Source organism: Pedococcus bigeumensis (assembly GCF_006438965.1).
Taxonomy (GTDB): domain Bacteria; phylum Actinomycetota; class Actinomycetes; order Actinomycetales; family Dermatophilaceae; genus Pedococcus; species Pedococcus bigeumensis_A.
Window position 1 is genome coordinate 328,245 of sequence record NZ_RCZM01000003.1, and the last position, 19,093, is coordinate 347,337.

At 72.4% G+C, this 19,093-nt stretch carries 16 protein-coding genes; 9 read left to right on the forward strand and 7 right to left on the reverse strand.

Translation table 11 applies throughout. The features are described 5' to 3' along the window. Positions 1–12 precede the first annotated feature (12 nt). The 7 genes from EAH86_RS09940 to EAH86_RS09970 all read right to left on the reverse strand — a co-directional run bounded on the left by EAH86_RS09940 (position 13) and on the right by EAH86_RS09970 (position 7,963). Positions 13–729 (reverse strand): hypothetical protein, encoded by a 717-nt coding sequence (locus EAH86_RS09940; protein WP_140739912.1) that lies wholly within the window; start codon positions 727–729, stop codon positions 13–15. Positions 730–745: 16 nt separating this feature from the next. Continuing rightward, entirely contained in the window at positions 746–2,386 is a 1,641-nt protein-coding gene (locus EAH86_RS09945) for a serine/threonine-protein kinase (RefSeq protein ID WP_140739915.1), read from the reverse strand. Then, positions 2,383–4,215, reverse strand: coding sequence for an FHA domain-containing protein (locus EAH86_RS20920; protein WP_140739919.1), 1,833 nt, complete (start codon positions 4,213–4,215; stop codon positions 2,383–2,385). Before EAH86_RS20920 ends, EAH86_RS09945 begins: the two co-directional genes overlap by 4 nt. Beyond that, a complete protein-coding gene (locus EAH86_RS09955; protein ID WP_206665794.1) occupies positions 4,212–5,039 on the reverse strand; it encodes a PP2C family protein-serine/threonine phosphatase in 828 nt (275 codons plus the stop codon). Before EAH86_RS09955 ends, EAH86_RS20920 begins: the two co-directional genes overlap by 4 nt. Further along, a complete protein-coding gene (locus EAH86_RS09960; protein WP_140739922.1) occupies positions 5,036–5,509 on the reverse strand; it encodes a hypothetical protein in 474 nt (157 codons plus the stop codon). Before EAH86_RS09960 ends, EAH86_RS09955 begins: the two co-directional genes overlap by 4 nt. 181 nt (positions 5,510–5,690) lie before the next feature. Then, positions 5,691–6,455 (reverse strand): glycerophosphodiester phosphodiesterase, encoded by a 765-nt coding sequence (locus EAH86_RS09965; protein ID WP_140739925.1) that lies wholly within the window; start codon positions 6,453–6,455, stop codon positions 5,691–5,693. Beyond that, on the reverse strand, positions 6,452–7,963 hold the full coding sequence (locus EAH86_RS09970) for a CCA tRNA nucleotidyltransferase (RefSeq protein WP_140740765.1): 1,512 nt from the start codon (positions 7,961–7,963) through the stop codon (positions 6,452–6,454). Before EAH86_RS09970 ends, EAH86_RS09965 begins: the two co-directional genes overlap by 4 nt. Positions 7,964–8,073: 110 nt before the next feature. Here EAH86_RS09970 and EAH86_RS09975 point away from each other — a divergent pair, with 110 nt between their 5' ends. From EAH86_RS09975 to EAH86_RS10015, 9 genes are all read left to right on the forward strand, one after another. Beyond that, positions 8,074–8,568, forward strand: coding sequence for an NUDIX hydrolase (locus EAH86_RS09975; protein WP_140739928.1), 495 nt, complete (start codon positions 8,074–8,076; stop codon positions 8,566–8,568). Continuing rightward, positions 8,568–10,625 (forward strand): DUF6049 family protein, encoded by a 2,058-nt coding sequence (locus EAH86_RS09980; protein ID WP_140739931.1) that lies wholly within the window; start codon positions 8,568–8,570, stop codon positions 10,623–10,625. Before EAH86_RS09975 ends, EAH86_RS09980 begins: the two co-directional genes overlap by 1 nt. Beyond that, positions 10,622–12,259 carry a murein biosynthesis integral membrane protein MurJ gene (gene murJ / locus EAH86_RS09985; protein WP_140739934.1) on the forward strand — a complete coding sequence of 546 codons (1,638 nt, stop codon included), beginning with the start codon at positions 10,622–10,624 and terminating at the stop codon, positions 12,257–12,259. The genes EAH86_RS09980 and murJ overlap by 4 nt, the downstream gene beginning before the upstream one ends. A 76-nt stretch (positions 12,260–12,335) precedes the next feature. Continuing rightward, complete coding sequence (locus EAH86_RS09990) at positions 12,336–14,453, forward strand: hypothetical protein (RefSeq protein WP_140739937.1); 2,118 nt, start codon at positions 12,336–12,338, stop codon at positions 14,451–14,453. A gap of 29 nt (positions 14,454–14,482) precedes the next feature. Next, on the forward strand, positions 14,483–15,031 hold the full coding sequence (sigM, locus tag EAH86_RS09995) for an RNA polymerase sigma factor SigM (protein ID WP_140739940.1): 549 nt from the start codon (positions 14,483–14,485) through the stop codon (positions 15,029–15,031). An 85-nt stretch (positions 15,032–15,116) separates the two neighbouring features. After that, positions 15,117–15,899, forward strand: a complete 783-nt coding sequence (locus EAH86_RS10000) for a hypothetical protein (RefSeq protein ID WP_140739944.1) — start codon at positions 15,117–15,119, stop codon at positions 15,897–15,899. Between the two features lie 170 nt (positions 15,900–16,069). Then, the gene (gene trxB / locus EAH86_RS10005) at positions 16,070–17,089 is read left to right on the forward strand and encodes a thioredoxin-disulfide reductase (RefSeq protein WP_140739947.1); all 1,020 of its coding nucleotides are present in this window, start codon (positions 16,070–16,072) and stop codon (positions 17,087–17,089) included. 97 nt (positions 17,090–17,186) lie between these two features. Beyond that, positions 17,187–17,513, forward strand: a complete 327-nt coding sequence (gene trxA, locus EAH86_RS10010) for a thioredoxin (RefSeq protein ID WP_140739950.1) — start codon at positions 17,187–17,189, stop codon at positions 17,511–17,513. A gap of 281 nt (positions 17,514–17,794) precedes the next feature. Beyond that, positions 17,795–19,003: an N-acetylmuramoyl-L-alanine amidase gene (locus tag EAH86_RS10015; RefSeq protein WP_241668308.1), complete on the forward strand. Its 1,209-nt coding sequence runs from the start codon at positions 17,795–17,797 to the stop codon at positions 19,001–19,003. Positions 19,004–19,093 lie beyond the last annotated feature (90 nt).

Here is a 19,093-nt window from a genome sequence, read left to right on the forward strand (position 1 = left end):
CTCACTTGCTACCTACTCCCCTTGGTTGCCGTCCGTGATGCTGTCGAGCAGCACCAGGTCAGGCTCGGTCACGAGGCGGGTCGACAGTGCGTGCTCGACCAGCCTCGCCTTGCGGTTGCTTGCGAGCTTCCCCGGCCCCCCGTGCAGACCACGTGTACCAGCATCTGCCACCTTCTGGCATACATTGTCCAGTTTTCGGTTGAACTTCGTGACCTTCCAGCCCAGCCGCGCCGCGGCGTCGGCCGAGGACGGGATCTGGGCCACGCCGGTCTGTCCGCGGCGGAGGAACGGCTCGGCGAGGGCCACGATCAGCAGCTTCTGGTCCGGCGTGAACGAGACCCGCCCCACCGTCGTGTCGCCGGTGGCGTCGTCCTCGACCATGTCCTCGGTGCCGGTCGAGGTGAAGGCCGGCGAGTCGACCAGGATGTCGAAGTCGTAGGTCGTCGGGCCGGCCGTGAACCAGACCGTGAGCCGCTCGAGGGCGAGCGGGATCCGGGCGCCGGGGTTGAGCCAAGCCTGGAAGAGCCCCTTCTTGTCGGCCACGGTCGCGGTGAGCGTGGTGCCGACGTTGGTCAGCCACCACAGGCCGCCCTCCTCGACGATCTGGAGGAAGTTGCGGTGCAGGTAGGGGTTGTCGTCGATCTCGACGTCGCCCACGCGTCCGATGGTCAGCGGCCCGGACCCCTCGGCCACGAACAGCTCACCACAGAAGTCCACGGTCACACCCATGTCATGTCCCCCATTGCTAGCCCGCCTTCTCGCAGCGCGGCGCTGACCAGTTGGTCTGCTGGCCGCCCCGCACGACCCGCGCCTCACCACAGACCTGGGTGCCCTTGGCGACCTCGACGACCTTGGTCGACGTCGGCAGCGGCGGGGAGGTCCCGGCATCCGCGACGGCCTCCACCGTTGCGGCCGAACGGAACCGGAACGTGTCACCCTTCTCCGCGCCCGGGTAGCTCCACGAGAAGGCCACCCCACCGATGACCGGCTTCACACTGATCGTGGGCACTTCCGGGATGTCGAGCGGGCTGTCATCGCCGGGGCCGGCCACCGTCTTGTTCCCGGTCGGCGTCACGGGGTCGCCGTCGCCGCGGCCGAACACCGCCCAGAGCGCGACGCCCGCGAGCAGTGCCACCACGACACCGACGAGTGTCAGCAACATCGCCGGGCTGATCTCGTGCCGCGCCGTGTCGTCCGCCGGCGTCGGTGCCTCGCCGGGCGCCGGTGCGGTCGCCACCCCGCCAGCGCGCGCTCGGTCCACCCGGATCGTGCCCTCCTCGGCGACGTCGTCGGGGACCGAGGCCCCGGCGGCGCCGGCGTGCGCGGAGGTGACCGTGGTGTGTCTGGCTGCAGGGATCGACGTGGAGCCGCTGACCGCCGGGTATGCCGGGTGTGCGGGTCGCGCCTGCGGCAGGGCCTGGGCGCTGCGCACCGCCTGGGGGCTGCGCACCCTGGTGCGGTCGTCCTCGTCCCCGACAGGTGAGGGCGTCTGGTCGGCGAGCGTCGTCTGGCCCTGTTCGTCGAGGACGACGATGGCCGTGCGCGGGAATCGTTGCTCCTGCTCGATCTCCTGCAGGGCGCGGGCGAAGCCGAGGGCGGTGGCCGGGCGGTTGTTGGCGTCCTTGGCCATGGACTGGCCGAGCAGCCGCTCGAGCGAGACCGGCACGTCGGCCCGGCCAGTGCTCGGCACCGGGTTGGAACGGATCCGGGGCATCAGGGCGTAGGCCGAGTTGTCGCCACCGGCGACCTCGAACGGGGACCGGCCGACCAGCAGCTGCCACAGGGTGGCGGCCAGGCTGTAGACGTCGGCACGTGCGTCACCGTTGGACTGCCCGAACAGCACCTCGGGCGGTGCCCACGGGACCGAGACGCCGACGTCGTCGGCCTCCTCCTCGGCAGCGGCCCCACCCCGGCCGGCGATGCCGAAGTCGGTGAGCCCGGGGGCGCCGTACTGGCTGACCAGGACGTTGGCCGGCTTGATGTCGCGGTGGGTGATCCCCGCGCGGTGGGCGGTCTCGACGGCACTGGCCAGCTGGATCCCGATGCGCAGGACCTCCTCGACCGTGAACCGCTCGGACCGGGCCCGCACCGCCATGTTCGGCGGCGGGTAGTACTTCATGACGAGGTAGGGCCGGCCGTCGGCGGAGGTCTCGGCGCGGAACACCTGCACGATGTAGGGGTGGTCGGCAAGCTGGGCCATGGTGTCGGCCTCGTCGGCGAACTGCCGCCGGATGGCCGGGGTGAGGCCCTCACCCTTGAGCACCTTGACCGCGACGTTCATCCGGGGCATCTGCTGCTCGTAGAGGAACACGTCGGCGTAGCCGCCCGAGCCGACCGGCTGGACGTAGACGAGGCCCGGGATCTCGGGCGGGGTGCTGGTGCTCATGAGCCGACCTCGTAGGTCAGGCTGACCTCGTCGGCGAGGGTGATGACGGTGCCCGGCTCGATGACCTGCTGGTCGTTGGGCCGCAGCCGGACCGGGTGCTGGCCCGGCAGGGCGACCGTGGTGCCGTTGGTCGAGCCCAGGTCGCGGATCAGGACGTGCCAGCCCTCGAGGACGATCTCGACGTGGTTGCGCGAGATGTCGTTCTGGGCGGACGCGACGCGCACGAGGTGGGGGCGCTCGGCCGCGCTCAGCTCGGCGTTGACCTTGGGCGAACGACCGAGCAGGACCCCACGGTCGAGCTGGACCACGTCGCCGGACGCGAGCCGGAGCAGGCCCAGCGGCGGCCGGGCCGTCTGGAACGGCTGCTGCGGCGGGATCTCGCGACCACACAACCGGCAGACGCCCGAGTGGGGCGGGCTGGAGTGCCCGGCCGGGCACAGCACGGCGAGGACTGCAGGGCCGCTGACCGCGGCCGCCCGGCCCGCGAGCAGGGCGCTGCGGTCGACGGTGGCGTCGGAGTCGTCCGAGGTGTCGGCGCCGCCGTCGACGGTCGGGGTGACGGGAGCGGCCGGGTGCATCGGTGCGGGCGCCGCAACCGGTGACTGCGCAATGGGTGCCGCGGGTGCCACGGACGGAGCAGGTGGAGCCGGCGGGGGCGTGGCCACCGCGCGCGTCGGCTCAGGAGGCACAGGCGAGCTCGCGACGCGTGGCGCCGGCGCCGGCGGGAGCGGCACGGCTCCCGGGATGGACACGTGCGGCGCCGCGACCGGCGCGGCCGGCGGGACAGGTGGTGCCGGGTCCGGCTTTGCCGACGGGGGCGCGGGTGGCGCAACGCGCGGAGCGGGGTCGGGTGAGGGCACGTTGGAGCCACCGCTGCGCCACGGGACCGAGTCGATCAGGCCGCCCTTCGACGGCCCCGGGGCTGTCGGTGGCGCAGCGGGGTTGGACTGCGGCGACTGCTGCCCGGCCGCCGAGCCCGGCCGCGCGGTGTCGTTCGGTGGGGCGAGGGTGTGGTCGGGGTGCCGCTGCTGGTCGTGCGGGTCCTGCTGGTCGACGGCGTCGCGCGGGTCGAAGCCCCCGGCCGACTCGATGGGGGCGTGGCCGATCGGCGGCTCGTGGATGCCCTGGGTGTCGTGCTTCTCGATGTAGGACGGGCGGTCGTGCTGGGTGGCGCCGAACAGGTGGTCATAGCTCGGCAGGTCCTGGACGTCCCCCACCTCGTCGGCCTGCGCGGCGGGCTCGGCCGGGGCGGCCGGCTCGGCCGGGGCGGCCCGCTGTGGCTGACCCGCCGGTGCCGCGGCCTCCGCGGGCGGGGCCTGGTCGCGGGTCCGCCCGAACACGCTGGGCAGCTTCCACCCCGCGCCCGAGCCGGACTGCGGCTCGGCCTGGGGCGGCGTCGTTGCCTCCGGGACTGCCGGCGCCTCGTCGACGGCGGGTGCCGGTGCGACCGCCGGCGCTTCGGTCGTGGTGGGCGAACCGGTGTGCAGGACGACAGCGGTGACGCCCGGGTCGGCGTCCTGGTCGGCCCAGGGGCCGCGCCCGGTGGCCCGCAGCTCGGAGAGGCCCTCGGGACCCGAGCCCACGGCATACGCGCTGCCGCGGGTGACCACGCGCAGCGGCGAACCCTGCTGCACCGCAACGAAGTCCGGGGTGGCGCGCACGCCATCCGCGGAGAGGGCGTCGAGCACCTCGTCGAGGTCGCCCGCGGCCGCGGCCGCGTGGACACGTTCGACCAGCGCACCACCGGCTCGGACGAGCACGTGGATGCCGCCGGCCGAGACCGTGGACCAGCCGGGCTCGTCGGGCAGCTCGATGGGGACGGCCGTCATCCGGGCCCGCCGGCCGCGGCCGCGCTGCCTCGTGGCGCCGTGTCGATGTCGTCGAGGTCGTCGTCACCGGAGTCGAGCGCGACCACGATGACCGACACGTTGTCGCGGCCTCCGGACTCCACGCCGGCCGAGACGAGGGCTTCGGCGCACACCTGCGGGTCGTCGTGCGTGGCGACGATCTCGCGGATCCGGTCGGTACTCAGCTCGTTGGACAACCCGTCGGAGCAGATGACGAAGCGTTCGCCAGCATGCGGCGGGAAGACCCAGATGTCAGGCGTCGGCAGGGACTCGGAGCCCATCGACCGGGTGACCACGTTGCGCAGCGGGTGCCGCGCCGACTCCTCCTCGGTGATCAGCCCTGCGTCGATCAGCTCGCGCACCTCGGAGTGGTCGACGGTGACCAGCCGGAGCTGGCCGTCCAGGAACCGGTAGACGCGGGAGTCACCGACGTTGAATACGGCCCAGTGGTCGGAGCCGCCGGCCGTCACCACGGCGAGTCCCGCGGCGGTGGTGCCCATGCCGGTCTGCTCGGGGTGCTTCGCGACGGACTCGAGGATGCGACGGTTGGCCAGGGCCAGGGCGTCGACGAGGTCCTCACGGCGGCGGGTCGGTGCCGAGGCGAGCTCGCCCAGGGTGGCCGTGACGATGCCGCTGGCGACCTCACCGGCTGCGTGCCCGCCCATGCCGTCCGCGACGACGAAGACGGTGCGGTCGGCGAGGATGCTGTCCTCGTTGTGCTGGCGCACCCGGCCGACGTCGGTGGCCGCACCGGCCCGGACGGTCAGCCCGCCGCCAGGGGCCGCGGGGGCCTCGGGCGTGCTCACCGGGTGATCCGGACGGTCTGCATGAGCTGCTGGAGCGAGTCGTACTCGACGTCCACCTGTTCGCCGCCGACCGACCCGGTCACCTGCAACAGGTCGACGACCTGGCCGCGGCGCGCCCCGGCGAACAGGTGCGCCTGGACGACGTCACCGACCGCCTTGTCGGTCCACGACACGTTGACCCCCACGAAGGGGACCGACTCGATCTCGAGCGTGAAGGGTGCGTCCATCTCGCCGTCGCTGCGGTCCTCGACGTAGGCCTTGAGCTCCGCGAGCGCCCGGCCGATGGTGAAGTCACCCGAGCGGGTGAAGCCGCGGACCACCACGTTGGGGGCGAACCGGCCGCCCGTGTCGTTGCGGCGCGCGGCGAGCAGGGTGCCGGGAACCCGCACCGGCGACCAGCCGTCGGGGATGTCGACGGTGACCGACGGCGGGCCGGGGAACTGCGCGCTCGGATACTTCAGGGTGGGCATCGGGACCTTTCGGGGGAACCTTGCGACAACCGGGGGCTGCATCGACGAAGGCTAGGCCGGATGGTGACCGCTACCAATGGGGAGAACTCCCCTCGCACTCCCCACCCGCCGACCCTGGGTCGACTCAGTCAGGGCAAGGCTCCCACACGGGGGCAAACCGGCAAAACCTCACGTCCGCGCCTCAATCCGCCACATCCTGCAACGCTGCCAGGGTCGCAGGCACGTCATCGACGACCACGGCGTCGACCCCGGCCGCCAGCAGCTCCCGCGCCTCGGCGACCTGCGGACACCACGCCACCACCTCGAGGCCGGCCTCGTGGGCCAGCCCCACGGCATACCTCGCCGACCGGAAGGTGGGGGCCGTGTCGGCGGGGTTGGGACCGAACGAGGACCAGTGCGCGGCGACCGCGTCGACACCCAGGTGCGCAGCGGCGGGGATCGCCTTGCGCAGCGGGAAGCCGATCCAGGTCAACAACGACCGGGGTATGCCGGGCGCCACCTCCTCGACGACGAGCAGGGCTGCGGGGTCGAAGGACGAGACCAGGACGGGTCGTCGTCCCCGCTCGGCCCTGGCGACGGGGGCGAGCAGGGCGGCGGTGGTCGCGGTCCGGGGACGCAGGGCGTCCTCCATCGCGGACTTGAGGTCGAGGTTGACGCCGATGTCGTCGGGGAGGCCGTCGAGGACCTCGGACAACGTGACCGCACCCAGCTCCCGGGCCTGCGCCAGGGTGAGGTCCACGAGGAACTGCGCGTCGCCGAGGGTGGGGTAGTGGCCGACCACGAGCGCGTCGTCAGCGGTACGACGGACGTCGAACTCGACCCAGCGCAAGCCGCTGCGCGCGGCAGCCAGGATCGACTCGACGGTGTTCTCGACAAGCCCCTGGACGGTGTCCCGGCCCAGTCCGCGGTGGCCGAGCAGCGTCGGCCGGCCGCCGAAGACCGTCACTGGTCCGCCGGCTCGGGTTCCGACTGTGGTTCGGGCTGTGGTGACGAGTCCAGCTGCGGCACGGACTCCGGCTGGGTCGCCGACTCGGGCTGGGTGACCCACCAGTCGCGCAGCTCCTGCTCGGCGGCCTCGCGGCCCACCATCCCGCGGTCGAGGCGGACCTCCAGCAGGTGGGCGTAGGCCCGACCGAGGACCGGTCCGGGCTTGATGCCCAGGACGTCGGCGATCTCGTTCCCGTTGAGCTCGGGGCGCACCTTGGCCAGCTCCTCGGCCGCCATCAGCGCCTCGATCCGGACCTCCAGGGCGTCGTAGGTCTGCGACAGGAGGGCGGCCTTGCGGGTGTTGCGGGTGGTCGAGTCGGAGCGGGTCAGTCGGTGCAGCCGCTGGAGCAGCGGTCCTGCGTCGTTGACGTAGCGGCGCACCGCCGAGTCGGTCCAGGCGCCGTCGCCGTAGCCGTGGAAGCGCAGGTGCAGCTCGACCAGGCGGGACACCGCCTTGCCCGTGTCCTTGTCGAAGCGCAGCGCCTTGAGCCGCTTGCTGGTGAGCTTGGCACCGACCATCTCGTGGTGGTGGAACGAGACCCCGCCACCGTCCTCGAACCGTCGCGTCGCCGGCTTGCCGATGTCGTGCAGCAGGGCGGCCAGCCGCAGCACCAGGTCCGGGCCTGGCACCGAGGACTCCGGTCCGTCGGCCGGCCCCTCGAGGGCGATCGCCTGGTCGAGGACGGTGAGCGAGTGCTCGTAGACGTCCTTGTGCCGGTGGTGCTCGTCGACCTCGAGCTTGAGCGCGGGGAGCTCGGGCAGCACGTGGTCGGCCAGCCCGGAGTCCACGAGCAGCCGCAACCCGGCCCGCGGCTCGGGCGCCAGCAGCAGCTTGGTCAGCTCGTCGCGGACCCGCTCCGCCGAGACGATCTCGATCGACGGCGCCATCGCCGTCATCGCCTCGCGCACCTCGGGCGCCACGTCGACACCGAGCTGCGCCGCGAACCGGCAGGCGCGCATCATCCGCAGCGGGTCGTCACCGAACGACACCTCGGGTGCCCCGGGGGTCCGCAGCCGCTTCGCGGCGAGGTCGGCCAACCCGGCATACGGGTCGACGAACTCCATCGACGGCAGCCGCATCGCCATCGCGTTGACGGTGAAGTCGCGCCGGACGAGGTCGTCCTCGAGGTTGTCGCCGAACGCGACCACGGGCTTGCGGGTCTGGCCGTCGTAGGCGTCGGCGCGGTAGCTCGTCACCTCGACCGTGTGCTCGTCGCGGCGCGCGCCGATGGTGCCGAACTCGCGTCCGATGTCCCAGTGCGCGTCGGACCACGGCTTCAGGATGGCGAGCGTCTGGTCGGGCGTGGCGCTCGTCGTGAAGTCCAGATCCGGTGACGTCCGGCCGAGGAAGGCGTCGCGCACGGGGCCACCCACCAGGGCCAGCTCGTGCCCCTGTGCTGCGAAGAGCTCGCCGAGCTCGGTCAGCAGCGGCACGACCGGCGCGAGGTGCGCGGTGGCCCGGCGCATGAGTTCGGGCAGCTGCGGTGCCTGGGTCGAGGAGGGAGGGCCGGTCTGCGGCTCGCGGGGATCGGCGGAGGACACGAAGGTCAAGGGTAGGCGCTCGTTAGAGTGGCACGGTGACCTCCCCCGCTCGCGACCCCGAACGGCTGGCGCCCAACCGGCCCCGGCTGCCCGCGGTCGAAGAGCGCTCGGCGGGAGGCATCGTCGTCGACGTGCACGAGGGCGTCGCCCGGATCGCCGTGATCGCGCGCCGCAACCGCGCCGGACGCATCGAGTGGTGCCTGCCCAAGGGACACCTGGAGAACGACGAGACCCTCCAGCAGGCCGCCGCCCGCGAGGTCGAGGAGGAGACCGGCATCGAGGGGCGCGTCCTCACCGAGCTCGGCACCATCGACTACTGGTTCGCGACCGACCAGCGACGGGTGCACAAGTTCGTCCACCACTACCTGCTCGAAGCCACCGGCGGTCACCTCACCATCGAGAACGACCCCGACCACGAGGCCATCGACGTTGCCTGGTTGCCGCTGCGCGAGGCCCACGAGCACCTCACCTTCCCCAACGAGCGACGCATCGCGAGGCAGGCCTGGGCGCGCTTGGCCGGGGACGGGTGATGCACCGCGCATCCGTATGCCGCGTGCTCGCCGCGGTGGCGCTCGTGCTGCCCGCGTGGGCGGCCGGTACGGGCAGCGCAAGCCCGGCCGAGGCTGCCGGAGTGGACCTCGCCCTCACCGGCGTCACGCCTGCCGTGGCGAGGGCCGGCCAGGACCTCGTCGTCACCGGCACGCTGCACAACGACGGCAGCGCCGCGCTGAACCGTCCCACCGTGGCGGTCGTCATGCCCACGACCGGGACTCTCCTCCGGTCCACCCGCGAGGCCGTCCACGCCTGGGCCGCGGCCACCGGCCCGTCGCAGGGCAAGGTCGTGGGCCAGACCCGCCTGCCGACCTCGGTGGCCCCCGGCGACACGGCGACCTTCTCGGTCACGGTGCCGCGACTGGCGTCGCTGGGACGGGCCGCCTACGGCGCCATCCCGCTGAGCGTGCAGACCGGGACCACCAGCGTGCGGACCTTCGCCGGGTACCAGCGGACCAAGCAGTACCAGCCGATGTCGATCAGCTGGGCGGTGCCGCTCACCCTCGACCCCGACCCGGCCCTCTTCGGCGGCCGCGGCGCCAGCCGCGAGGCCGCCTGGGCCCAGACCCTCGCGGACGGGTCCCGGGTCAACCGGATCCTCGATGCCACCCAGGACGCGCCGGTGACCTGGGCCATCGACCCCAGCCTGACGCCGGGGATGCTCCCCGAAGGAGTCGACATCGGTGACGGGTCCACCCAGGGCGACCAGGAGACCGCCATGCGGGCCGCGACCCAGGGCCGGATCGCCGCGGCGGCCCCGCGGCATACCCCGTGGGTGCTGCCCGACACCGACGCCGACCTCGCGGCGGTCGCCGGAGCCAGCACCGGCCAGTCCCTGATGCGCACCCTCGTGGGGCGCTCGCAGGCAGTGGCCGCCAAGCTCGGCGGTCGCTCCGACGTGGCCTGGCCCGCCGACGGGGGCTACACCGCGACCCGCGAGACCGCCCTGCGCCGGCTCTTCCGGGCTCCGACGCTCGCCGGGCAGGTGACCTCGGCCGCGGTGCTCAGCACGAGCGGAGCGACCATCACGCCGGGGGCCGCCCAGCGCAGCACGACCGGGCTGCCCCTGCTGGCCTATGACGACGCGCTCAGCGCCCTGCTCACCCGGACCACCTCCCCCTCGGAAGGGGTGCTCAGCACCCAGCAGTTCGTCGCCGACTCGGTCGCGCTGCTCAACGAGCTGCCCGGCACCGAGGGGCGCAGCCTGTTCGTCGCGGCGCCCCGCTCGTTCAACCCCGACCCGGACACCGCACGGGCCTTCTTCGCCGCAGCCGGCAGCATCCCGTGGCTGACCCCGACGACCACCGACGCCGTCCTGGGCACGGCACGCCGGGTCGCGGGCACGCCGGCCGCCCCGGTGACCCGGCCAGCGATCCCGGCGACCGGCGGTCGCGCCGTCCTCACCAGCGCGCGGATCAGGCAGCTGGAGCAGACCGTGCGCACCGTCCGTGGAGTCGCCCAGATCCGCGACGACGGCAACGAGTTCCTGCGCACCTGGACCCGGGCGGCCGAGCAGCTTGCCTCCACCCGGTGGCGGGCCGCACCGACCGCGTGGAACACCCTGAGCGGCCGGGTCTCCGAGGCCGCCAAGCAGACCACGACCGCAGTCAAGGTGTCGGCCAGCACGATCAACTTCCTCGCCGACTCCGGTCGGCTGCAGATCACCGTCACCAACGACCTGGCGGTCCCCGTCGAGGACGTCAAGCTGACGGTGGAGGCGTCCAACCCACGCCTGCGGATCGACAGCCAACCCCCGATCCTGCGGATCGGACCCAAGAGCAAGGCCACCGTGAGCGTGCGGGTCACCGCGCTCGCCGCCGGGTCGGTGCCCTTGCGGACCACCCTGACCACACCGGACGGGACCGTCATCGGACAGGGTGCCGACGTCCAGGTCCGGGTGACCCCCACCGGCAACTGGGTCTACTGGGGGCTGGCCGCGCTGGGTGGCCTCATCCTCCTGCTGGGTATCGTGCGCACCGTCCGCCGTCGTCCCGGCAGCGGCACCGCGCTCCCCCGAGAGGCCCCTCCCGCATGACCGACGCACCCTCCGGCGAGCGCAGCCTCGCCCGGTCCAGCGCCGTCATGGCGGGTGGCACCACGGCGTCCCGCCTGCTCGGTTTCGTCAGGGCCACCATGCTGGCCGGTGTCATCGGGACGACTGGCCTGGCAGCCGACGCCTTCGACGTGGCCAACACCCTGCCCAACCAGTTCTACCTGCTGCTCGCCGGCGGCGTCCTCAACGCCGTGCTGGTCCCCCAGATCACCAAGGCGGCCAGCCATGACGACGGCGGCGACGAGTTCGTCAACCGGTTGCTCACCCTGTCGTTGGCCATCGTCGCGGGCGCCACGGTCCTGGTCACCGCCTTGGCACCGTGGCTGGTTCGGTTGTTCTCCGACGCCCACAACCATGACGCCCTCGTGCTGGCGACCGGCTTCGCGTTCATCTGCCTCCCCCAGATGTTCTTCTACGGCCTGTACACCCTGTTCGGCCAGGTGCTCAACGCGCGCGGCATGTTCGCGGCATACATGTGGGCGCCGGCGCTGGCCAACCTCGTCGCCATCGCCGGTCTGGTCGTCCTGCGGATCGGCTACCCCCACCAGCCTGCCGTCACAGCCTGGACCCACCCCATGGTGTGGGTCCTCGGCGGGACTGCCACGCTCGGGGTGATCGCCCAAGCGGTCGTTCTACTGATCCCCCTGCACCGCAGCGGTTTCCGGTACCGCCCGGTCTGGGGTGTCCGGGGCAGCGGCCTCGGCAGCGCGTCGAGGGTAGCCCTGTGGACCTTCGCGGCCCTAGCCATCAGCCAGCTCGGGTTCATCGTCACCTCGCGCGTCCTCACCCGCGCCACGGGGCTCCTCGAGCGGACCCACGAGACCGGGGCGGGCAAGGCCGCCTACACGAACGCCTTCCTGTTGTTCATGCTGCCGCACTCGCTGATCACGCTGTCGGTCGTCACGGCCCTGTTCACGCGGATGTCGAGCGCTGCGCACGCCGGGCGCCCGGACGAGGTCGTCTCGGACTTCCGACGCGGTCTGCGGATGCCCGCTGTGCTGCTCGTGCCCATCACCGTCGCCGCCCTGATGTTCGGGCCGACCGCGGTGCACCTGGTGTTCGCGGCCAACAGCGAGGCCCAGACGCAGGCCGTCGCCCACGTGATGATGGCGATGATGGTCGGTCTGTTGCCGTTCGGGTGGCTCTACCTGGTGCAGCGCGTGTACTACGCCTACGAGGACGCCCGGACCCCGTTCTACCTGCAGCTCGTCGTCACGGCGGTTGCGACGGCAGTGAACCTCGTGGCGTTCACGGTCGAGCCCGGACGGGCCGGCGTGGTTGTCGGGATCGGCCAGACCGTCAGCAACTTGGTTGCCGCCCTCGTCGGCTTCGCCCTGCTCCGGCGCCGCTTCGGCCTGCTGCGGCTGCGACGGGTTGCGCAGCTCTACGCCCGGCTGGGGGTCGCCTCGGTCCTCGCGGCAGCCATCAGCTGGCCGTTGGTGCACTGGCTGGAGGGAACACTGCCGGGCGGCCGGGCCGGTGCTGCATTCGAGCTCGTTGTCGGAGGTGGCGTCTACGTGCTTGCCGCCCTCGGCCTCGCTCACGTGATGCACGTCGACGAGGTCCGCCAGCTGCTGGACCCCCTGGTGCGCCGCCTGCGGCGCCGCCCGTCCTGAGCCGGCACACCCTAGGATGAGCCCGCATCGTGGTGGTGCACAGGGCGGCGCGTCCATCGAGACCTGAGGAGGCAGCGTGCACGGGGTAGGCCCTTCGACGGTGCTGGGCGGTCGGTATGCCGTGCAGCGTCGGCTCGAGCAGCTGCCGAAGGCCGAACGCTGGTCAGCCCACGACACCACCCTCGAGCGCGACGTGGTCATCGTCTGCTTCTCGGAGCACGAGTCGCACGCGGACACCACCCTCGACGCCGCCCGCCGAGTCGCCGGCCTCGACAACCACCGCCTCGTGCGCGTGCTGGACGTCGGCCGCTCCGAGGGGGTCGCGTTCTTCGTCGAGGAGGCCATCCACGACGCCCACTCCCTCGCCCAGATCCTCGAACAGGGCGGGCTGCCGGCCGAGGAGGTCCGCCGGATCGTCGGCGAGACGGCCACCGGCCTCGAGGCCGCGCGCGGCCGCGGCCTGCACCACCTCCGCCTCACCCCGCACTCGGTGCTGCGCGCCCACGACGGAACCATCAAGGTGCGCGGCGTGGCCACCACCGCCGCCATGGCCACCGAGGAGGACCTCGACGCGACGCAGGCGGCCCGCCTCGACGCCGTCGGCGTCGTCGCGCTCACGTATGCCGCGTTGACCAGCCGGTGGCCGATGGCCACCTCGGTGCCGGGCCTGGAGTCCGCGCCGCACGTCGTCGGGGGTGTCCCCGCACCGTCCGAGATCGCCGCCGGCGTGCCCGGTGACCTCGACGCCTTGTGCCGGCTCACCCTCAACGAGGACGAGGGACCGCTCACGCCGGGCGACTTCGCCACCCAGATCGCGCCGTGGGCCATGTCGCAGGTCAGTGGACTGGGCGGAACCACCCCGGTCGACGACGGCAGCACCAAGACGATCGCGCTGTCGATGGACCAGCTGCGCGCCGACCTCGCGGGCCTGCCGGCGCCGCTGCCCGTCGCAACGCCTCCCACGCCCGCGACTCCGCAGGCGGACCGGGCCCATGGGGGCGACGATGCCGGGCAGGCCGCGCCGTACGAGGCTGCCGACGGCACCACGGATGACTCGGACAACTCAGCCGATGACATCGAGACGAGGGTGCTTCCGGTCGTGGGCAGCCCTGACAGTCCCGGCCCCAGCACTGGAGCCGACGCCGCCCACCCACCCACGAGCCAGACCACCACCGGTGCCACCGGTGCGACCGGGGCGACCGGTGCGACCGTCCAGCGGTTCGACCCGCCCAGCTCGCCCACCATCGGCGCGCCAGCGGACGACCAGCCCGGCACCGGGGCGGCTGCGGCCGCGCAGGCAGCGGCGGCTGCGAGCGCGGTCGGGTCCGCCCTCGGCACCGCAGGCCACGCTGCCGGGCAGGCTGCCGGCGCCGCCGCGCAGCGGGTCGGCAGCTTCGCCCGCGCTACTGCCGACAAGGCCGCCCAGCGGCGCGAGCTGCGTCACGCGGTCGAGGAGCGCGACGAGCAGCGCCGGATCTCCCTCGACCAGGCCCTGGTCGAGGGACAGGAGCCGCTCGGTCCGCCGTTGCCGATGCTGCCGGCCGACACCGGCCTGGCACCCACCCGCGACCAGTCCAAGATCGTCCTGGCGATCGTGGCGGTGTTCCTCATCGTGGCCATCTTCTTCGGCTACCTGGGCATGTCCAAGATCGGCTCCAACACCAACCTCGGCCTGGGCGACGCCCCCGCGCCCAAGGGCACCGTCAAGGTCACCGCTCCGGCCGTCACCGTCACCCCGACGCAGCCGGACGACTCCGGAGGCAGCACCTTCGCTGTCCTGGGCGCCACCGGTTTCGACCCGGCCGGTGACGGTGCCGAACGCAACGGTGAGGCCCCCCGGGTCTTCGACGGCAAGGACAACACCTTCTGGAGCTCCGAGGGCTACGCCAGCGCAAACCTCGGCGGCCTCAAGAAGGGCGTCGGCGTGCGACTCGACCTCGGCCAGGACCGGAACGTCTCCACGGTCAAGCTGGTGCTGCCCAACGCCTCCGACGTGACGGTCTACGTCGGCGACGACCGCACCAGCCTCGACAACGCGAAGCAGGTCGGGTCCTCGAAGGGCAAGTCCGGCGACATCACGCTCAAGGCTCCCGCCCCGGTCAAGGGTCAGTACGTCTTCGTCTGGTTCACCAGCGTGACCCAGGTCAGCGACGGCCGGTTCCGCGCCACGTTGGCCGAAGTCACGGTCAGCTGAGCCGGGCGCGGCGACAGGGCGGCATACGCATGAGCACTCTCCCGCTGCGCGAGCGCGACGACCGGGACCTGCTGCGCGCCCACGTCGCCGGCGACCCGGATGCCTTCGGGGAGCTGTTCCGCCGGCACCGCGACCGGATGTGGGCGGTGGCGCTGCGGACGACGCGCAACCGCGAGCTGGCCTCGGACTGCGTGCAGGACGCCTTCATCTCGGCCTTCCGGCGCGCCGAGTCCTACCGTGGGGACGCGGCGGTCACCACGTGGCTGCACCGCATCGTCGTCAACGCCTGCCTCGACCGGTTGCGCCGCGACAAGCCGACCAGCGAGCTCCCCGAGTACGAGCTGTCCGACAAGCGTGACGCCGAGGGCTCGGTCGACACCCGCCTCGACGTCCGCGAGGCCCTCGACCGGTTGCCCGAGGGGCAGCGGATGGCCCTGATCCTGGTCGACATGCACGGCTTGTCCGTGGCCGAGGCGGCCGCCGTTCTCGAGGTGGCAGAGGGCACCGTGAAGTCGCGGTGCAGCCGCGGTCGTGACGCCATGGCAGAGCTGCTCAGGGAACCATCGGGGCAGCCATGACGTCGTACACATGTCGCCCCTGTCGTGTCCGCACCGACATTCGCGCGTCCCGAAATCTGGTCCCCGACGTCTGGAGGTTCTCGTGGTGAGCACCCCACCCGTGCCCCCTGCGGACAAGGGCGCCCCCGAGCACGACCCCACCGGCATCCGCGACCTGCTCGCCTCCCTCCCGGACCCCGGACCCATGCCGGCCGACCTCGTCGCCCGGATCAACGCCTCGATCGCCGCCGAGCAGTCGGCGCGCGAGGACGCCGTCGTCGTCCCCCTGCGTCCTCGGCGCTGGGGCTGGCAGCACGTCGGGGTGGCCGCCGCTGCGGCGGCCGTCCTCGGCATCGGCCTCCCCGCCCTGCTCACCGGCACCGGTCCGGGCGACCTCCTGGCTTCCTTCGGTGGCAGCCAGTCGGCGGACAGCGCCAGTGGTGCGAGTGTCGAGAGCCGCACCGACACCAGTTCCGTCCCTGGCGCGGCTGCAGGGGAGGCACCACGCACCCCCACGACCACCGCTGGCGGCCAGCGGGTCAGGAGCTCCCCGGGTGCGGTGGCGCTGGAAGCCAGCGGCACGGCATACACGGCCGCTGCGCTCGCCACCCAGGCCGGCAGCAAGCTCACCACCGCCCAGGACGGCGCGGTGGCGGCTCCGAAGGCACGGCGAGGTGCCGCCGAGACCCCCAACGGGCTCCGTGCGTGCCTCAGCGCCATCGGCGTGGAGGCCTGGATGCCAGTCCGGGGCGACCTCGCGACCCTCGACGGGGCGCCCGCCGTGATCGCCCTCGTGAGCAGCGACACAGGGCAGACGGTGTATGCCGTGGCGCCCACCTGCGACGCCGTCCACCCGGGCGTGCTCGCGGGTCCGGTCCGCGTTCGCTGAGGCAGGGGTCGGGCCCGGCCGAACAGGCGGGCGTCCGGTCCGGGAGCTCACCCCGCGCGTCGCGGCACACCGTGCGTGGCGGGGAACATCGAGGCCCTACGATCAGTTGAAGACTCCGGCACCGTATGTAGCGGTGCACCGCCTTCTCGACCACAAGGGGCTGTAACCGCGTGACCACCACCGCACCCGCCGACATCCGCAGTCTGATCATCATCGGCTCCGGCCCGGCGGGGTACACCGCCGCCGTCTACGCGGCCCGCGCCAACCTCCAGCCGCTGCTGTTCGAAGGGGCCGTCACCGCTGGTGGCGCCCTGATGAACACCACCGAGGTGGAGAACTTCCCTGGCTTCCGCGAGGGCATCATGGGCCCGGACCTGATGGAGAACATGCGCGCCCAGGCCGAGCGGTTCGGCGCCGAGATCATCACCGACGACGTCGAGTCCGTCTCGCTCGACGGTGCGGTCAAGACGGTCGTCGACGCCGAGGGCAACAGCTACCGCGCGCACGCCGTGATCCTCGCGATGGGCTCGGCCTACCGCGAGCTCGGGCTGCCCGACGAGAAGCGGCTGTCCGGCCACGGCGTCTCGTGGTGTGCGACCTGTGACGGGTTCTTCTTCCGCGACCAGGACATCGCCGTCGTCGGTGGTGGCGACTCCGCCGTCGAGGAGGCGACCTTCCTGACCAAGTTCGCCCGCTCGGTGACGATCGTGCACCGCCGCGGCGAGCTGCGGGCCTCCAAGATCATGGCGGAGCGCGCCTTGTCCAACGACAAGATCAAGTTCGCCTGGAACTCCGCCGTCGAGGCCATCCACGGCGACGCCAAGCTGACCGGGATCACCTTGCGTGACACCGAGACCGGCCAGACCCGCGAGCTGCCTGTCACCGGCCTGTTCGTCGCGATCGGCCACGACCCGCGCAACGAGCTGGTCAAGGGCGTCGTCGACCTCGACGACGAGGGCTACGTCCTGGTCCAGGGCCGGACCACCCTGACCAACCTGCCCGGCGTCTTCGCCTCCGGTGACCTGGTCGACCACACCTACCGCCAGGCCATCACCGCGGCCGGCTCCGGCTGCGCCGCGGCCCTGGACGCCGAGCGCTACCTCGCCGACCGTGAGCACGCCGGCCAGCCGGCACCTGACACCGCCCTCACCGAGCCCGCGCACACCGCAGAACGCGCCCTCGCCCACTGACCCCCTGTCGGACCCTGCTGGGATCGTGGCATCCACACCCGGCGCACGGCAGACGCAGTTCCCCAACCACCGCAGCACCACCGAAAGGAGCCCCCGAGTGGGAGCCATCAAGGACACCACGGACGCCACCTTTGAGGTCGACGTCCTCCAGAACGACAAGCCCGTCCTGGTGGACTTCTGGGCGCCCTGGTGCGGCCCGTGCCGCGCCGTCGCCCCGATCCTCGAGGAGCTCGCTGTCGCGCACGCCGGCAAGATCGAGATCGTCAAGCTCAACACCGACGAGAACCTCGCCGTGAGCAGCCGCTACGGGATCACCGGCATTCCAACCCTCAACGTCTACGTCGGCGGCGAGGTCGTGAAGACCCTCGTGGGTGCGATGCCCAAGCCCAAGCTGGTGCGCGAGCTCGCCGACTACCTCGGCTGAGCAACGTCGTGACCGGATGCCGGCCGTGCCCGACCATGGGCACGGCCGGCATCGGTGTTTACCGGACGGGCGTCGCTGTCGGCCACGCTGTGCAGTCCGGTTGGTCTGCGGCCGGGTTCTGACTTAGGCTCAGGCGGCGGCAGCGATGCTCCCTGACCCCGTGACAAGCCGCTGACCTGCACAAACGCCAGATTTCGCCGGTTCTCAGAGCCGACCAACAGTCCCCCGAACGACCCGTCCACAACCCGTCCACACCCCGTCGAAGCAGCTGAGGAGGCCGAGTGTCCGACAGCAAGAGCGGCCTGCTGGGCCTCGGCAGCCACGGCCCGGAGGTGGCGGACGTGCGCGCGAGACTGGCGGCACTCCCCCTCGACCAGCTCCCGGAGCCTCCCCACCTGGGCGCCCCGAACGGCGACGACGACGGCGCCGTCCCGGACGGTTTCGACCCGGCGCGCTTCGACGCCTCCCTGGAGCGGGCGGTGCGGGCGTTCCAGCAGCACAAGGGCCTGATCGTCGACGGTGTCGTCGGCGTCGAGACGTTCACCGCGATCGACGGGGCTCGCTGGGCCCTGGGCGACCGGATCCTGATGCACACACCTGGCCACCTGCTGCGTGGCGAGGACGTCGTTACCCTCCAGGAGCGGCTCAACACCCTCGGCTTTGCCGCCGGCCGGGTCGACGGACGGTTCGGTCCCGAGACCGAGCGGGCGGTGCGCAGCTTCCAGCGCGCCTACGGCCTGTCCGGCGACGGGTCGGTCGGTCCCGACACGCTGCGGGCCTTCAAGGACCTGCGTCGATCGGTGTCTGGCGGGTCGGCCAACGTGCTGCGCGAGCGTGAACTGGTCCGTCGCTCGGGGCACAGCCTCACCGGGCGCACCGTCGTGCTCGACCCGGGCCACGGGGGCAGCAACACCGGCGCCGTGGCGCACGGGTTGGTCGAGTCCGAGCTGGTCATGGACCTCGCCCGACGGATCGAGGGCCGGCTGACCGTCATCGGCGTCTCGGTCGTCTTCACGCGCACCGAGCACACCTGCCCCAGCGAGGACGAGCGGGCTGCCCTGGCCAACGACGCCGGCGCCGACCTCGTCCTCTCGTTGCACTGCGACTCCCACGACGCCGCCGAGGCAAGCGGAGTCGCCACCTTCTTCTTCGGGCGCGACCGCAAGACCTCGTGGTCAGCCGTCGGCGAACACCTCGCCGACCTCGTGCTGCGTGAGGTCGTCGCGCGCACCGGTCTGGAGAACTGCCGCTCGCACGGTCGCTCCTGGGCCCTCCTGCAGCAGACCCGGATGCCGGCCGTACGCATCGAGGCGGGCTACCTGTCGCACCCCACCGACGCGGCCCGACTGGCCGACCCGGCGTTCCGCGACACCCTCGCCGAGGCCGTGCTGGTCAGCCTCCAGCGGCTCTACCTGGGCGACGACGACACGGCCACGACCGGTGTCCTGCGGCTCGGCGACCTGCGCGCCTACCTCGCCGCGCACAGCTGACCGGCCGACGCGAATCCTCCACTGTCACAAGGGAATTCGCCCCGGTCACCCGTGTCTCCTTCACCTAACCTTTGCTAGCAGACGTTGGGT

Excerpts from the sequence above, each read along its gene's own strand:
- EAH86_RS20920 (WP_140739919.1), bottom strand. The coding sequence starts at position 4,215 with ATGACGGCCGTCCCCATCGAGCTGCCCGACGAGCCCGGCTGGTCCACG.
- murJ (WP_140739934.1), top strand. The coding sequence starts at position 10,622 with ATGACCGACGCACCCTCCGGCGAGCGCAGCCTCGCCCGGTCCAGCGCC.
- EAH86_RS09940 (WP_140739912.1), bottom strand. The coding sequence starts at position 729 with ATGGGTGTGACCGTGGACTTCTGTGGTGAGCTGTTCGTGGCCGAGGGG.
- EAH86_RS09970 (WP_140740765.1), bottom strand. The coding sequence starts at position 7,963 with ATGCGCCGGGCCACCGCGCACCTCGCGCCGGTCGTGCCGCTGCTGACC.
- EAH86_RS09980 (WP_140739931.1), top strand. The coding sequence starts at position 8,568 with ATGCACCGCGCATCCGTATGCCGCGTGCTCGCCGCGGTGGCGCTCGTG.
- sigM (WP_140739940.1), top strand. The coding sequence starts at position 14,483 with ATGAGCACTCTCCCGCTGCGCGAGCGCGACGACCGGGACCTGCTGCGC.
- EAH86_RS09945 (WP_140739915.1), bottom strand. The coding sequence starts at position 2,386 with ATGAGCACCAGCACCCCGCCCGAGATCCCGGGCCTCGTCTACGTCCAG.
- EAH86_RS09960 (WP_140739922.1), bottom strand. The coding sequence starts at position 5,509 with ATGCCCACCCTGAAGTATCCGAGCGCGCAGTTCCCCGGCCCGCCGTCG.